The sequence below is a fragment of the Streptomyces sp. CNQ329 genome, assembly GCF_000482585.1.
The window spans coordinates 67,412-81,837 of the sequence record NZ_AXVU01000024.1; the positions used below are offsets into that span (position 1 = coordinate 67,412).

The window sequence follows — 14,426 nt, forward strand, 5'->3', positions numbered from 1 at the left end:
GCCGTCGCTGACCAGCCCGATGACCGTAGCCGACCGCACGGTCACCGGTCGATCGCGGTGCCGCCGGTCAGGCCCTCACTCAACCGTCGCCCAGTTCGATGTCGGTCACGCCCGCCGCCGTCGGAGCGTCGCCGATCTCCACGTCGTGCCGGTGCCGGCGCGAGGCCGTCCGTGCCATCAGATCCGCCCACGGCTGCCCCGCTGCGCCCGCGGACGCCCGCACCTGCTCGACCTCGGCGGGCCCGAGCCGGCCCGCCGGGGTACGCGCCGATGACAGGATCGCCGGCTGCCACAGCCGGACCGCACCGGCGCCGCTCGCCGCGACGGCGTATCCGCCGGGCGTCACCGTCAGCGAGGTGACCTCGGCCCCGAGTCCCGCCGGCGCGTCGGCGGGCTCTCCGGAGGGCAGCCGCCAGGTCCGCAGCCGCCCGTTGCGGCTGCCGGCGATCAGGAAGCGGCCGTCCGGGGTGACCGTGAGGCGGCAGATCTCGTCCCTGTTCCCCAGATCCCAGGAGACCGGGCGTTCGTGGACGTCGAGCACTCCCGCCGGATCGCCGGACGGCAACCGCCACAGGCGCACCGTTCCCTCGCGGCCCGCACTGGCCAGCAGACTGCCGTCCGGGGTGATCGTCAGGCCCGTGACGTTTCCGGCGTGTCCGGTGAGGGTGCCCGCGGCCTCGCCGGACGGCAGGCGCCACAGCGCGATGGCGCCGTGCTGTGCCGGGGGCGGCGGCTGCCGCCCCGGGGTGCCGGCCAGCAGTCCGCCGTCCGGTGCCAGCGCCAGCGGGCCGTTGCCGGGGATCCGCTCCGAGAGCCGGCCGGACGGCAGTTCCCACACCCTGATGCCCCACCGGTCCAGGCCCGCCGCGAGCTCTCGGCCCGGGGTGGCCACGACGACGCCCATGGACCCGTGGAGGTCCTCGGCGGTACGGACCTTGCGCAGTGCGGGCCACGCCCACACGTTCGGCTTGCCGTCGTAGCTCATGGAGAACAGCGTGGCGCCGTCCGGCGACAGCACGAGGTTGGCCCGCGTTTCATGCGCCCGCTTCAGCTCCGCGCCGTCCCGCAGCCGCCAGGACGTCATCGCGGCCGAACCCGCCGCGACCAGCGCGCCGTTGTCGACGATGATCGATGTGACGGTGCCGGGGCTCGCGTCGATCCGGTGGAGCCGCCGCACCTCGGGCAGCGCCCACACCGTGATCACGCCGCTGTCGTCGCCGGCGGCGAGCACCTCGCCGTCCTCGGACGCGGCGAGGGCGCGTACGGCACGGGCCCCTCCGGGATCGAGCAGCAGGCGGTCCACCGGATGCAGGTCGCAGCGTTCGGCGAGCCCCACGAGCGCGTCGCAGTCGGCCCGCTCCGCGGCCGGCTGCGGGCGCCAGCCGGACGGGCCGAGGTCCCGCAGCAGCCGTACCGCCCAGAGCGGGGGCGCGGCGAGGGCCAGCCGCCACAGGTCCGCCCACCGCCCGGCGTGGACGAGGGTGGACCGTGCGGTGTCCCACTCGTCGTCGGACAGCGCCGCGAGCCGCTCGTCGGAGCGGTCGAGCGTCGTCGAGCGCACCCAGTCCAGCCGGCCGCTCCTGCGCGCAACCGCGGCCAGCCGGGCGCGCAGGTTCGGCCCCGCGGCCTCGTGCGCGGTGCGCAGCAGGCGCCCGTCGAAGTCCAGCCGCCCGTAGGCGTCCATCTGTTCGGTGAGAAACAGGAACACGGCGCGGCGGCCGGGGTCCTTCGGCGCGAACCCGCCGGCGACCGCTGCGTCGAGTGCCGCCGCGCTCCCGCCGTCGACGGCCGCCGCACACACGTGCTCGCGGGCCTCCTCGGTGGTCAGCCCGGCCAGCGCGGTGGCGGCACGGGCGCGCAGGTCCTCCGCACCGCTGCCGTCGGCGAAGTCGACCATCGACCGCACGGTCGGCTCATCGCCGCCCAGCAGGTCCGGGCGGCCGGCCAGCAAGGCGGTGCGGACCCGCACATGCGCCGGGTGCGAGGCGACCCAGCCCTTCCGCTCGATCAGCCGGTCGAGTTCCTCACTGGTCAGATAGCTCGACACCTGACACACCGCGTCGATCGCGCCCTGGTCGGTCAGCCGCTCCAGCGCCTGCCTCGCGATCACCTGCGCGTCGGGGTCGCCGCGCCACCTGGCGAGTTCCTCGGCCAGGGCGCGGACGGCGTCCGGCGTTCCCGCCCGGGCCAGCGCTCTCGCCGCACGCCGCGGCGGGACGAGCGCCGACCCGCGGGATCTGAGCACGCGGGCGAGCCTGTCGACCTTGTCCTCGCGCATCGCGCCTCACCACCGCGTGGGCGGGTCGATGCCGGTGAGGGTCACGTGGCCGTCGGGGTGCACGATGACCTCGGCCTCGGGCACGGCGTCGAGATCGGCGCGGGTGTAGCGGTCCGAGAACAACCGGACGGCCTTGTCGGCCGAGCCCCGCAGTCCGCTCGCGACCCGCAGGTCCCGCCGGTACCGGCCGGCCAGCAGCACGTCGACGCAGCGGCGCAGCTCGTCGAACTCGCGCATCCGCTGCACGTCGGGCCAGTCGTAGCCGGTGAACAGAATCGCCGACAGGTCCGTGCCGGCCCGTATCCGCCGCAGCAGGTCCAGTACGGCTCCGCGCTGCTGCAACGGCTCGCCGCCGGTGATGGTCACCCCCTCCACGCGGTCCGCGAGCCCTGCCACGCGGCGGTACACCTCGGCCACCTCGACCTCCTCGCCCGCCCGGGCGTGGGTCTCCGGGTTGAAGCACCCGGGGCAGCCGAGGGTGCAGCCCTGCACCCAGACGACGGCCCTGGTGCCCGGTCCGTTGGCGCTGCTGAAGGGTTCGAACCCGTGCAGCCGCAGCCGTGCGGGCACGGTCACGGCCGCAATCCGCGCCGGAGGTGTTCCGGCACCTGTTCGTCCACCACCGCGTAGGCGTCCGCGGTGAGTTCGCGGCTGACGATCTCGCCGCCGAGCGCCTCTTCCAGGGCGGCCGTCAGGTCGAGGCAGCCGCGGCCGGCCACACCGCGCACCTCGATCCGGGTCGCGCCGTCCGGCCCGATCGTCACCTCGATCTCCTCGAACTCCACGGTTGCTCTCCTCACCCCGCTGTCAGGTCAGCTTCACCACCGGGAAGTCCCGGTGTGTCAGCCGCCCACCGACGAGATCGTAGGCGGTCAGCAGCAACCGTTTGTTGCCGTCGATGCCGAACTCGACCCGGAACCGGGCCTGTCCCGCCGTCGCGGGGGGATCGGCGCGCAGAAACGTCGGGCTGTTCTCGTTCACCCAGAAGCGGTGGCGGTCCTCGTCGGCCGGCACCGTACGCACCCGCCACGCCCCGGACGGGTCGCAGACCAGCTCCGTGCTCTCGCCGCCGCTGTGCCGGCTCAGCTCGTAGATCGCGATGCCCAGCTCGGTCTGGCCGTCGTGGGTGGCGTTCACCGTGAGGGTGTGCACCGGCCCGGTGCTCGGGTAGGGGGTGCCCGCGGTGACGCACGTGCGGTACTCGTAGCGCCCGGCCCGCCGGTCGAACCAGCGCACCGCGTAGTCGTGCTGGATGTGGTCGTAGAAGTCGCTGCCGGCGGCGAACGCCGCCGCGCCGCGCGCGACCGCGTCCAGCGGGCGGTCGGAGAGCACCCGGTCCCGTCCGAAGATCCGCTCCAGCGTCCGCCGGACCGAGGGGATCAGGCTGCTTCCGCCGACCATCAGCACGGCCGCCAGGTCGTCTTCGTCGTATCCCCGGTTCGAGGCGTCCCGTACCGCTCTGCGCACCACGCGGTCGATGCGGGAGAACAGGTCCCGGCGGTCCAGCAGTTCCTCGAACGACACGAGGCGGCGGTCGCCCCGTGCGGCGCCGTCCCGGACGAGTTCGAGGCCGAGTACGGCACCGGTGTCCGGGTCCAGCACGCTGATCTCGGCCTGCTCCTGCGCGGACAGCGTCTCCTTCGCGCGCTCGCACTCCACCAGCAGCGCGCGGCTGATCCGCCGCACCTCGTCGTCGCTGTCGTGGCGGTCGTTGCGCGCCAGCAGCTCTTCGAAGATCCACTGATCGACGGTGGCGCCACCCAACTCGTCCCCGGCCTTGCCGAGCACCCGGCACGTACGCCCGGTCGCCGCGCGCTCCTCCTCGTCCTGCACGCGCACCACGGCGGCCTGCACCGTTCCGCCGCCGAAGTCGAACATCAAGTAGACGTGCCCGGGCCGGACGCGGGCGCCGTAGCCCAGCGCCGCCGCGGACGGCTCGTCGATCAGCCGGTACCGGCCGAGCCCGGCGGTCTCGGCGACCTCGCCCAGCCAGTTCTCGTAGTGCTCGAACGACTCCACCGGCGCGGTCAGGGCGACCTCCTCGCCCTCCGCTCCCGTCTCGACCGCGGCGAACGCCAGCACCGCGGACAGAAAGTCGCGCCCGGCTTCGGCAGGGGAGACCTGCCGCCCGTTCAGCGCCATCGTCAACGGGCTGCGGTTGCCGATATAGCGCTTCATCCACCGGAACGTGCCGGCGGCGTGGTAGAGGTTGCGGGCCAGCACCTGCTCGCCGAGAAGCCGGCGCCGGTCCTGCGCGTAGTGGATCAGGGAGGGCACCACGGGCACCCGGTCACCGCCCTGCCCGAACTCCCGTCCGTAGTCGGTCAGACGCACGGCCGATCCCTGCCCGGCGGCTTCGTCCCAGAGCGCGACCACGGTGTTGCTGGTGCCGAAGTCGACGCCCAGGCGGCCCGCCATCAGGATTCCCCCTCCGCGGCGGCCTGGTCGACTCCGGCCCGGCGCAGCACGCGGTCCCCGTAGCGCAGGCCGACCACCCGGATCCGCACCCGCGTCCCTGCTCCCGGTGTGCCGGCCATGCTCAGGGGGTCGTGCCGGTCCGGATCGAAGGCGACCTCCTCGCCGAGCGTGCCGAAGGTCTCCACACCGGCCGCCCGCAGGGACCGCAGCAGCCGTGCGCCGACCGCGATCACGTCGTCCGTACGCACCTGTACGGTGCCGTCGCGATGCAACTGGGCCTGCGTCCCCAGGTGCACGAGCGAGGCTCCCATGGCCTCCACCAACTGCTCGACCCGAGCCCGCCCCTGCCGTTCGGCCTCGTCGCCCAGCGCCTCCCGGGCCCGTTCCAGATCCGCGCGCAGCCGCCGCACCGACTGATCGCGCTCCGCCAGGGCCAGCCGGCACTCCTGGAGCTGCCGCCCCACCTCCAGCTCCCGCCCGGCCCCCCGCCCCCCGGCCCTCCACCGTCGGCGGAACTCTGCCCACATGCGACAGAACATACAGAACGGGCCCGGCGGGAACCAGGGAAACCGTGCCCGCCCGGCGCCTGCGCACGCCCTGATACCCATTCCGCCATTCCTGACGAGGGAGGCGTCCGCGACGCGGTACGCGAGAGGATCGGTCCGCGGCACCCGAGGTTGCCCACCGCCGGACGAGCGGTGCCTGACCGATACGGCAATGACCCGTTTCGCATGCGAGGAGCTGAGCTGATGGACGAACAACGCACCGTGCAGTGGGACGAGCCGACCTGGCTGAACCCGCCGCTCGCCGCCGAGGTCGACGGTGACTCACTGGTCATCACCACCCGGCAGCGCAGCGACTTCTGGCGGCACACCGCCTACGGAATCGTGCACGACAGCGGTCACGCTCTGCTCACCGATATCGCCCACGGGCGGGCCGTCGAGGTCACTTTCGTCAACCGATTCGACACGCAGTTCGATCAGGCAGGTCTGCTGGTCCGCGTGGACGACGAGACGTGGATCAAGGCCGGCGTCGAGCTGAGCGACGGACTGCCTCAGCTCGGCGCGGTCGTCACGCACGGACAGTCCGACTGGTCGGCCGCCCCGGTACCCGAGTGGGCCGGCCGGCGTGTCACGGTCCGCGCCAGCCGCATCGCCGACGCCCTCGTCATCCGGGCTCGTTGCGACGACGAAGCCTGGCGGCTCGTACGTCTTGCACCGCTGTCCGCCAACGCATGGGCGCAAGCGGGTCCTTACTGCTGTTCGCCGGAGCGCGAGGGGCTGCAGGTACGGTTCACACGCTTCACGACCGGACCAGCCGACCGCGCCGTGCACGAGGGGCCCGCCTGAGCGTGTTCGGCAGGAGAGGACATCGCCGCATGCGCGTTGCTGCGCGAGGCGGGGGCCGCGACGCCTCGCGCACACAGGGCGCGGCACACGGCTGCCGTTCGCGTCCCTCAGCGACTCGATACGGCCTCCCCACACGTGACGTAGATCCTGCGCAGCTCCGCCGCGGCCCGTGAGACCTCACCTGCCTGCGCGAGGCGGTACCCGTACTCGGCCAGGGTCGCCGTGATCGAGTCCGATGGCGTGGCGGAACGCGGCGGCGGCCCGCTCGGGGTCGTCGTCCCACGGCACCCACCCGAGCCGCAGGACGGTCCTGGTGCCGACTGTGTGCCGTATGTGCGGGTACCTCAGGTTGCGGGCGGAGTTTGACCGGATTACGTTGAAGTGGAAGACGAGTGCGTGGACCCGAGTCCGGTGATGCGGCCTGTCCGCGGCTCGGGAAACACCGACCGAGGAGGTCGGACGATGGGCACGGAGACCGAAGCGGTCGTGGGAGAGCCCGGCACCGGTCCACCCCGTTACCTTCCGGTCGCCGACCACGGGCTGATCGGTGATCTGCGCAGCGCTGCGCTGGTGGGCACGAACGGCACGATCGACTGGTACTGCCCCCGGCGCTTCGATGCCCCCAGTGTTTTCGCCTCGCTGCTCGATGCCGAGCGAGGCGGGTCGTTCGAACTGGCGGCGGACGTTCCGGCGCGGAGGAAACAGTTCTACTTCCCCGACACCAACGTGCTGATCACCCGTTTCTCCTCGGACGGCGGGGTCGGGGAGATCCAGGACTTCATGCCGATCGTGGACGACTCGCGCGAGGCCAACCGGCACCGGCTGATCCGCCGGGTGGTGTGTGTCCGCGGATCACTGCCGTTCCGCGCCCGCGTGGCTCCCCGCTTCGCGTACGGGGCGGAGCCGCACACGGTGCACGCACAGGAACGTCAGGTGGTCTTCGCATCGCCCTCGCTGACCCTTGCACTGACGTCGAGCGTGCCGCTTGAGGTCGCCGGCCGGGACGCATGGGCCCTGTTCAAGCTGCACGAGGGCCAGACGGCCGTCTTCGCGCTCGACCGGGTCGGCGACGACGTCCTCCCGCGCCACTGCCCCGAGGCGGAGGCGGAGGCGCAGTTCAACGACACGGTCCGCTACTGGCGGCGGTGGCTCTCCCAGTCGCGCTACCGGGGGCGCTGGCGGGAGGTGGTGCACCGCTCCGCTCTCACCCTGAAGCTTCTGACCTACGCCCCCACCGGCGCCATCATCGCCGCGCCGACCACCAGCCTGCCCGAGCACATCGGCGGAAGGCGCAACTGGGACTACCGCTACGTATGGATCCGTGACGCGGCCTTCTGCGTGTACGCGCTGCTCAGGCTCGGCTTCACCGATGAGGCCGAGGCGTTCATGGGTTTCCTCGCCGAGCACGTCCGCCTCGAAGCAACCGACGCCCCCGGCCCCCTGCAGATCATGTACGGCATCGACGGGCGCCACGAACTGCCCGAACGCGAGCTTCCGCACCTGGAGGGCTACCAGTGCTCGGCTCCCGTACGCATCGGCAACGGTGCCGTCCACCAACTGCAACTGGACATCTACGGCGCGCTCGTCGACTCCCTCTACCTGTACGACAAGTGGGGACAGCCCGTCTCCAGCTCCTACTGGGACGGCATCACCGCGCTCGTCGATTGGGTGTGCGCCCACTGGGACCAGCCCGACCAGGGGGTGTGGGAGAGCCGCAGCGGACCCAAGAACTTCCTCTACTCACGGCTGATGTGCTGGGTGGCGATCGAACGGGCGATGCGCATGGCCCGGCGCCGCGGACTCCCCGCCGACCTGGTGCGGTGGGGACGCTGCCGGGACGACATCTACCGCCGGATCATGGACCGCGGCTGGTCCGCCGAACGACACGCCTTCGTCCAGTGCGAGGGCGGCGACTACCTCGACGCGTCCCTTCTGATGATGCCGCTTTCGAAGTTCATCTCGCCCACGGACCCGAAGTGGCTTGCCACACTGGACGCCCTGGGCGAGGACCTGGTGTCCGACTCGCTGGTCTACCGCTACGACCCGCGGCTCAGTGCGGACGGACTGCCGGGCGAGGAGGGCACGTTCTCGATCTGCTCGTTCTGGTACGTCGAGGCGCTGACCAGGGCAGGCCGCCTGGACGATGCGCGGCTCGCGTTCGAGAAGATGCTCACCTACGCCAACCACCTCGGCCTCTACGCGGAGGAGATCGGCCACACGGGCGAGCAACTCGGCAACTTCCCCCAGGCGTTCACGCACCTCGCCCTGATCAGCGCCGCGTTCAACCTCGACCGCAGGCTGAGCTAGGCGGTCTCGTGCGGATCAGCGGGCGGACCGGAGGAAGACGCCTGCGATGTGGAGTCCGGCCGAAGACGGCCGCGGCCTTCTCGCAGCGGGTGGCGATGCCGCGCGGTCGTGGGCGGGTGGGGGAACGACCGGCTTCAGGGCGGCACCGTCCGGGAGCACGGCCGGATATGCCGTGAGGGGGCCACCGGTCCGAAGACCTCGATTCTCCCGGCTTGCACGGGGCGGACGAGAGCGCCGATCCGTGTCCGCCGTGTGGTCGGCTGACCCCGTGCCCTCCACCACCCGGATGTTTGGCCGGGTGCCGCGGGGAAACCCGGGCGTCGGACTCGTCGTCTTCCGTGGAGGTGGCGGATTCTATGCCGCGCGAACGGATCGTGGTCGTAGGCGCCGGTTTCGCCGGCTACCAGGCTGCTCGCACCCTGGCCCGACGAGCGCCGGACAGCGCCGAGATCGTGCTCATCAATCCGAACGACTACTTTCTGTACGTCCCCATGCTCCCCTACGTCGCCACCGGCGTGCTCGAAGCGCGTCACATCTGCGTTCCGCTGGCCGGGCTCCGGCCGCGCGTGCAGCCGGTGCTCGGCGAGGTGGACACCGTCGACCTCGACGCGGGACGGGTGCGGTGGACCGGGCCCGAGGGCGACCGCGGCGAAACGTCGTTCGACCGGCTGGTGATCACCGTCGGCAGCGTCAGCAAACTGCTGCCCGTCCCCGGCGTCGCCGAGCACGCGCACGGCTTCCGCGGCATCCCCGAAGCGCTCTACCTGCGCGATCACGTCACCCGGCAGATCGAGCTGGCCGCAAGCACCGGGGACGAGGAGGAGTGCGCGGCACGCCGCACCTTCGTCGTCGTCGGCGCCGGCTACACGGGCACCGAGGTGGCGGCGCACGGCGCGCTGTTCACCAGGGCGCTGACCCGCCGCTACGACGACCCGCGCGGCGGCCCGCGCCCGCGCTGGATGCTGCTCGACATCGCGCCGCGCATCATGCCGGAGATGGACGAGCGCATGTCCCGCTCCGCCACCGACGTGCTGCGCCGGCGCGGCGTCGACGTGCGCACCGGGAGGTCGGTGAAGGAGGCGACGAGCGCCGGTGTGCTGCTCGACGACGGCGAGTTCGTCGGCACCCGCTCGCTGATCTGGTGCGTGGGCGTGCGGCCGGACCCGCTGGTGGAGTCCGTGGGCCTGGCGCTGGAGAAGGGCCGGCTGATCGTCGACGAGTACCTGAACGTGCCCGGTCATCCGGAGGTGTACGCCTGCGGCGACGCCGCCGCCGTACCGGACCCGAACGGGCCCGGCGGATACACGACGATGACCGCGCAGCACGCGGAGCCCCAGGGCCGGCTCGCCGGCCGCAACGTCGCCGCCTCCCTCACCGGCGGGCGGCAGCAGCCCTACCGGCACCATCCGCGCGGATTCGCCGTCGACCTCGGTGGCGTCAAGGCCGCGGCCGACCCCTTCGGCGTCCAGATCAGGGGCCCGCTCGCCGCCGCCCTCACCCGTGGCTACCACCTGCTGGCCATGCCCTCCGGCCGCACCCGGGTGGCGATCGACTGGATGATGGACGCGCTGCTGCCGCGGCAGGCGGTGCAGCTCGGGCTCGTCGGCCCCTGGTCGGTGCCCCTGGACACCGCCTCGCCGGAGACGCCACGCATCCCCCGCGGGGAGTGAGCAGCGCCGGACGGACCCCGCACCGTACCCCTCCGCGGCAGCGGCCACACCCGCGGTTACCGCCGCCCTCCGACATGATTCCCGGGCACCCTGTCCTCGGCGGCCCTCCGTAAACCCGGCGAGGGCCCTCTCGCTTCGTCACCTCACCGTCGAGCAGCCGCACGCCGGATCACCGTGCCGGTGAACCGCACGGAGACGGGCCTCCGTGCTCGCCCGGCCGCGGCCGAGGCGGTCCGCCGGCAGTCCTCCCGGAGACGCCGCCGCGCCCGGTCACCCGTACGGCGGAGTTCACGGACCCGGGACCCGGGTACCCGGGGTGCATGCCCGCTTCGACCCCTGATCCCGACCCCGAGCACACGACCGGCCTGGAGCCCGGCGGGTCGGTGCCGCCGGGTGAGACTCCGCCTGCCGAGGACAGCATGTCCGGGACGGGACCGGACGAGGCGCACAACCCGACGAAGGGCTGGGCGAAGGCGCCGTTGATCCTGATCGCACTGGTGGTCGTGCTGTTCGTCGCCGGGTACATCGGGTATATGGTCGCCCTCACCCGCTGAGCGGACCCGGCTCCGGCCGGGCGGGGCGACGGTGCCCGGACGCATGGCGGCGTGCACGGCAGGCCGGTGCGGCGCGGCTACGGCTCCCGGTCGTCGGCGGGCCGCAGCGGCCGGGTCGCGGGTCCCTGCAGCACGGTGCCGTCGACGTCGAAGCGCGACCCGTGGCAGGGACACTCCCAGGCCGTCTCGTCGTCGTTGAAGCGCACCAGGCAGCCCAGATGGGTGCAGCGGGCCTGGACGCGGTGCAGGTTGCCGTCCGCGTCGCGGTGCACGGCGAGGTGGCCGGTGCCGTGGCGGACCACGGCGCCGCCGCCCGGCGGCACGTCGTCGGCGGAGGATACCGTCGCGGCCGGGAGCCGGTCACCGACGAAGTGCCGGACCACGAATGCCTGGTTGCCCAGCAACCGCGGGGCCTCGCGGAGCGGATGGAGCCGGCGTGGGTCGTACAGGCCGGCCCACGAGGGCTCGCCGCCGGTCAGCAGCCCGGTGAGGAGGCGGCCCGCCATCACGCCGCCGCTGATGCCCCAGCCGGCGAAGCCGGTGGCGACGTACAGGTGACGGGCGCCGGGATGCAGCGGGCCGACGAAGGGGACGTGGTCGCTGGGCCAGTTGTCCTGGGCGGCCCAGCCGGCCGCGGCCTTCGTGCCGGGGAAGTGCTCGTCCGCCCAGCGGTTCAACCGCTGCCGCCGCGCGGAGACGTCCCCGGCGCCGGGCGTGAACTTCTCCCCGGTGATGATCAGCAGCCGTCGGCCCGCGCCATACGGCGCGGTACGCACCGAGCGGGTGCCCTGCTCCTGCGTGAGGTACATGCCGCCCGGGTCGTGGGCCTCGGGGATCACCCGGGTGACGACCAGTTCGCGCTGGGGCTTGAGCCGGGCGAAGAGCAGTGCCCGGTCCAGGGTCGGGTAGTGGGTGGCGACGACGACGTCGCGGGCCCGCAGCTCGGTGCCGTCCGCCGTGGTCAGGACACACGGGTCGCCGTCCGAGACGCCGGTGACCGGCGAGTGCTCGAAGAGCAGCCCGCCCCTCGCCTCCAGGTCGCCCGCCAGACCCAGCAGGTACTTGCGGGGGTGGAACTGGATCTGGTCGTCGAGCCGGACGGCGGTGGTGACCGGAAACGGCGGGCCCGTGGTGCCGTCGCGGTCGACCAGCTCCGCGGGCAGCCCGGCCTCGGCCGCCGCCTCGGCCTCTTCGCGTACGTCGTCCACCGTCTCGCCGCTCTGCGCGTACGTGAACGCCGGCACCCGCTCCAGCTCGCTGTCGATGCCCAGCTCCGCGCAGAGGTAGGCGACGCGGCGGACCGCGTCGGTCTGCGACTCGGCGAAGTGCCGCGCAGCGGTCCGGCCGCGCGTGGCGCGTACGTTCCGGTACGTCTGTCCGTGCAGCGCCGACAGCTTGGCCGTGGTGTGCCCGGTGACCCCGGCGGCGATCCGCCCGGCCTCCACCACGGCGACGGAAAGACCGGCCGCGGCCGCCTCCCACGCGGTGGACAGCCCCGCCACGCCGCCGCCGATCACCGCGAGGTCGACGTCGACCCCGTCGCGCAGCGGAGCCCGGGGTGCACCGGGCGCCGTCTCGATCCAGTGACTCGTCATACGCGTCGCTCACCTCTCCGATTCCGGGCGCTGCGCCCGCCGGAGGGCGAGGTGGGTCGCCCGCCGTCGGTGCCGCATGCCGGTCGTGCCGTACGAAGACGGCCCGGCCCTCGGCGAGGGCCGGGCGATACGACACGGGCCGCCGGTCACCAGCCGCCGGCCTCCGCGCGGAAGCCGACGTGCGCGGTGCCCGCGCCGTGAATCCGCACCGCGAGGGCCGGTCCGTCCGCCGGGTGACCCGTCCACCGTCCGTGGCACCTGCCGTCCCGGCCCATCGTCACCTGCCGTGTGGCGTGACGCACGCATGGTCACTCCTTCGCAGGCGGTGTCCGCGGGTCGCGGCCCTCGCCGGTACACGGCCACCTGGAGCAACCGGCGCTTGACCCGGTCCCGTGCGGGTACACACACCTCCGCCAACGGAGGAGGCGCCATGCCCGAGACCCGGGCCGCTGTCGACAGCGCCATCGGCGGGGCGTCATGACCCGCACCGCACTCATCGTCACCGACATGGTCAACACCTACGAGCACGAGGACGCCCACCTGCTCCTGCCCTCGGTGCGCGAGGCCCTGCCCGGCATGACGCGGCTCATCGGACGGGCGCGCCGCGGCGGCACCGAGGTGATCTACGTCAACGACAACTTCGGCCGCTGGCGCTCCCACCACGACGAGCTGCTGGCAGCGGCGCTGCGCGGCCCGCACGGCGACGTCGTCGAGCCGATCCGCCCCGACGACGACTCGCTGTTCGTGGTCAAGGCCCGCCACTCGGCGTTCTACCAGACCCCGCTGGAGTACCTGCTGCGCCAGCACGGCATCGGCGGCATCGTCCTGTGCGGCCAGGTCACCGAGCAGTGCATCCTCTACTCGGCGCTCGACGCCCACATCCGCCACTTCGGCATCACGGTGGTCAGGGATGCCGTCGCGCACATCCACCCTGATCTCGCCGATGCCGCGCTGCGCATGATGGAACGCAACATGAGCGCCGCCATCCGCACCTCGGCGGACCCGGACCTCCCGTTCTGACCGGAGCAGGGCCACGCCCTGCCGGGCGTCAGCCCGGCTCCCGGGCCCGCCCGCGGTCCTCCGCGGGTGCGGACGGCAGTTGCTGCCGGGGGGAGAGCATGTGCTCTTCGTAGCGGCCCAGTGCCACGACCACGCCCAGCATGAGGAGCGGCAGCAGCACCGCGAGCATCAGCATGATGGTTCCGTCCCTTCCGGGCCGCTCACGTCACGTGCGGCGGTCCTCCCCGCCGAGGCCGAGGGCGTCGGCGATCGCCTGGAGGTTGCCGTACTCCCCGTCGGGGAGCCGCTCGGCCAGCTCCACCAGCCGGTCCGGGGCGTTGTTGCTGTGCAGCGTCGCCAGCACCGCCTCCCGGTCGGCGGGATAGACCGCCCGGCCGAGGTTCCGGCCCAGCTCACTGCGGAGCTCGACGCCTTCCGGGGTGATCCCCGGGGGAGCGCCGCCGACGAGCGTGGTGCCGGGTGCGCGGTCCGTTTCCGGCTGGTCTTCGCCCGGCGGCTGCAGCTCGCGCTCTTCCTCCGCACGGGTGGACCGGTTCGCGCGCAGCTCGCCGCTCATCTCCTTGGCGAAGACGTCGTCGCGCATCGCGCTGGTCTTGTTCCTGCCATGCTCGGCCATGTCTGCCTCGCCTCCCTGCGTGCTTGAGGCGCTAGCCATGTCAGGCGGGTTCCCGGAAGTGCGCGGGTGAACCGGGAATTCCGGAACGGGACGGCCACGTGGAACGACGACCGCCGCGGAGCCGGTACGGAACCGGACCCCGGCCCCGCCGGTCTCCCGCCATCGAACGCCGCATTTCCCGCATACCGCACGTGTGAACCACCGTGCCGCGGGCACCCGGCGCATCGTCGAGACCGTCGACACCCAGCGAGAGAGGAAGACCCATGGCAGGGGGACACCGGGATCTGCCCCTTCCCGACTACGACGGGCTGCAGCCCGGCGATCTGGAGGACCGCATCCGTTCACTGGGCCGGCAGGAGCTGGAGCGGTTGCTGGCGTACGAACGGGAACACGCCGACCGCCGGCAGGTGGTGGAGATGCTCCGCTTCCGGCTGCGGCAGGTCGAGGCGGGGGCCAGGCCCAGTTCCGGCGGGCTCGGGGGCGCCTCGGTGGCCCCGCCCCCGCAGGCCGGCTCGCCCGTCACCCCGGACACCGCCGCCCCGCCGATCCACCCGCCGCCCCACGGCACCCCGCAGCACCCCGGCCGCCCGAAAGGCGACCCTTCCTGAAGCGGCCCTCC

General features: G+C 73.0%; 15 protein-coding genes. 6 read left to right on the forward strand and 9 right to left on the reverse strand.

Translation table 11 applies throughout. The features are described from left to right. Nucleotides 1–79: 79 nt before the first annotated feature. Genes I003_RS0117820 through grpE form a run of 5 tightly spaced genes read right to left on the reverse strand, consistent with a single transcriptional unit; the run spans nt 80 to nt 5,223 of the window. The gene (locus I003_RS0117820) at nt 80–2,278 is read right to left on the reverse strand and encodes a hypothetical protein (protein WP_027772746.1); all 2,199 of its coding nucleotides are present in this window, start codon (nt 2,276–2,278) and stop codon (nt 80–82) included. Nucleotides 2,279–2,284: 6 nt separating this feature from the next. Then, nucleotides 2,285–2,854, reverse strand: a complete 570-nt coding sequence (locus tag I003_RS32570; protein WP_051368312.1) for a 4Fe-4S single cluster domain-containing protein — start codon at nt 2,852–2,854, stop codon at nt 2,285–2,287. Then, complete coding sequence (locus tag I003_RS0117830) at nt 2,851–3,063, reverse strand: DUF2997 domain-containing protein (protein WP_027772747.1); 213 nt, start codon at nt 3,061–3,063, stop codon at nt 2,851–2,853. Before I003_RS0117830 ends, I003_RS32570 begins: the two co-directional genes overlap by 4 nt. A gap of 22 nt (nt 3,064–3,085) precedes the next feature. After that, nucleotides 3,086–4,696 (reverse strand): Hsp70 family protein, encoded by a 1,611-nt coding sequence (locus I003_RS0117835; protein ID WP_027772748.1) that lies wholly within the window; start codon nt 4,694–4,696, stop codon nt 3,086–3,088. Then, complete coding sequence (gene grpE, locus I003_RS0117840) at nt 4,696–5,223, reverse strand: nucleotide exchange factor GrpE (protein WP_158689004.1); 528 nt, start codon at nt 5,221–5,223, stop codon at nt 4,696–4,698. Before grpE ends, I003_RS0117835 begins: the two co-directional genes overlap by 1 nt. A 222-nt stretch (nt 5,224–5,445) precedes the next feature. Between grpE and I003_RS0117845 the strand changes: the two genes are divergently transcribed. From I003_RS0117845 to I003_RS0117860, 4 genes are all read left to right on the forward strand, one after another. Continuing rightward, nucleotides 5,446–6,045 (forward strand): DUF1349 domain-containing protein, encoded by a 600-nt coding sequence (locus I003_RS0117845; RefSeq protein ID WP_027772750.1) that lies wholly within the window; start codon nt 5,446–5,448, stop codon nt 6,043–6,045. A gap of 462 nt (nt 6,046–6,507) precedes the next feature. Continuing rightward, nucleotides 6,508–8,352 (forward strand): glycoside hydrolase family 15 protein, encoded by a 1,845-nt coding sequence (locus I003_RS0117850; protein ID WP_051368313.1) that lies wholly within the window; start codon nt 6,508–6,510, stop codon nt 8,350–8,352. A gap of 356 nt (nt 8,353–8,708) precedes the next feature. Beyond that, a complete protein-coding gene (locus I003_RS0117855; RefSeq protein WP_027772752.1) occupies nt 8,709–10,022 on the forward strand; it encodes an NAD(P)/FAD-dependent oxidoreductase in 1,314 nt (437 codons plus the stop codon). A gap of 320 nt (nt 10,023–10,342) precedes the next feature. Further along, nucleotides 10,343–10,576, forward strand: a complete 234-nt coding sequence (locus tag I003_RS0117860) for a DUF6480 family protein (RefSeq protein ID WP_027772753.1) — start codon at nt 10,343–10,345, stop codon at nt 10,574–10,576. 77 nt (nt 10,577–10,653) lie between these two features. Here the strand turns inward: I003_RS0117860 and I003_RS0117865 are convergent, their stop codons facing one another. Both I003_RS0117865 and I003_RS36125 read right to left on the reverse strand, forming a co-directional pair. Next, nucleotides 10,654–12,171, reverse strand: a complete 1,518-nt coding sequence (locus I003_RS0117865; protein WP_027772754.1) for an FAD-dependent oxidoreductase — start codon at nt 12,169–12,171, stop codon at nt 10,654–10,656. A gap of 146 nt (nt 12,172–12,317) precedes the next feature. Next, nucleotides 12,318–12,473: a hypothetical protein gene (locus I003_RS36125; protein WP_158689005.1), complete on the reverse strand. Its 156-nt coding sequence runs from the start codon at nt 12,471–12,473 to the stop codon at nt 12,318–12,320. Between the two features lie 175 nt (nt 12,474–12,648). On the opposite strand from I003_RS36125, the gene I003_RS0117875 reads away from it, so the two are divergent. Further along, nucleotides 12,649–13,191 carry a cysteine hydrolase family protein gene (locus tag I003_RS0117875; RefSeq protein ID WP_027772755.1) on the forward strand — a complete coding sequence of 181 codons (543 nt, stop codon included), beginning with the start codon at nt 12,649–12,651 and terminating at the stop codon, nt 13,189–13,191. A 28-nt stretch (nt 13,192–13,219) separates the two neighbouring features. Here I003_RS0117875 and I003_RS36485 read toward each other — a convergent pair whose 3' ends face one another. Then, the gene (locus I003_RS36485; protein ID WP_199784316.1) at nt 13,220–13,366 is read right to left on the reverse strand and encodes a hypothetical protein; all 147 of its coding nucleotides are present in this window, start codon (nt 13,364–13,366) and stop codon (nt 13,220–13,222) included. Between the two features lie 30 nt (nt 13,367–13,396). Then, complete coding sequence (locus I003_RS0117885; RefSeq protein WP_027772756.1) at nt 13,397–13,807, reverse strand: DUF2795 domain-containing protein; 411 nt, start codon at nt 13,805–13,807, stop codon at nt 13,397–13,399. Nucleotides 13,808–14,070: 263 nt separating this feature from the next. On the opposite strand from I003_RS0117885, the gene I003_RS0117890 reads away from it, so the two are divergent. Further along, a complete protein-coding gene (locus I003_RS0117890; RefSeq protein WP_027772757.1) occupies nt 14,071–14,415 on the forward strand; it encodes a DUF8129 domain-containing protein in 345 nt (114 codons plus the stop codon). Nucleotides 14,416–14,426 lie beyond the last annotated feature (11 nt).

What these genes read in the sequence shown, in the direction of transcription:
- I003_RS0117855 (WP_027772752.1), top strand. Translation starts at nt 8,709, where the DNA reads ATGCCGCGCGAACGGATCGTGGTCGTAGGCGCCGGTTTCGCCGGCTAC.
- I003_RS0117835 (WP_027772748.1), bottom strand. Translation starts at nt 4,696, where the DNA reads ATGGCGGGCCGCCTGGGCGTCGACTTCGGCACCAGCAACACCGTGGTC.
- I003_RS36485 (WP_199784316.1), bottom strand. Translation starts at nt 13,366, where the DNA reads ATGCTGATGCTCGCGGTGCTGCTGCCGCTCCTCATGCTGGGCGTGGTC.
- I003_RS0117820 (WP_027772746.1), bottom strand. Translation starts at nt 2,278, where the DNA reads ATGCGCGAGGACAAGGTCGACAGGCTCGCCCGCGTGCTCAGATCCCGC.
- I003_RS0117860 (WP_027772753.1), top strand. Translation starts at nt 10,343, where the DNA reads ATGCCCGCTTCGACCCCTGATCCCGACCCCGAGCACACGACCGGCCTG.
- I003_RS0117865 (WP_027772754.1), bottom strand. Translation starts at nt 12,171, where the DNA reads ATGACGAGTCACTGGATCGAGACGGCGCCCGGTGCACCCCGGGCTCCG.
- I003_RS0117845 (WP_027772750.1), top strand. Translation starts at nt 5,446, where the DNA reads ATGGACGAACAACGCACCGTGCAGTGGGACGAGCCGACCTGGCTGAAC.
- grpE (WP_158689004.1), bottom strand. Translation starts at nt 5,223, where the DNA reads ATGTGGGCAGAGTTCCGCCGACGGTGGAGGGCCGGGGGGCGGGGGGCC.
- I003_RS0117885 (WP_027772756.1), bottom strand. Translation starts at nt 13,807, where the DNA reads ATGGCCGAGCATGGCAGGAACAAGACCAGCGCGATGCGCGACGACGTC.
- I003_RS0117850 (WP_051368313.1), top strand. Translation starts at nt 6,508, where the DNA reads ATGGGCACGGAGACCGAAGCGGTCGTGGGAGAGCCCGGCACCGGTCCA.
- I003_RS0117890 (WP_027772757.1), top strand. Translation starts at nt 14,071, where the DNA reads ATGGCAGGGGGACACCGGGATCTGCCCCTTCCCGACTACGACGGGCTG.
- I003_RS0117875 (WP_027772755.1), top strand. Translation starts at nt 12,649, where the DNA reads ATGACCCGCACCGCACTCATCGTCACCGACATGGTCAACACCTACGAG.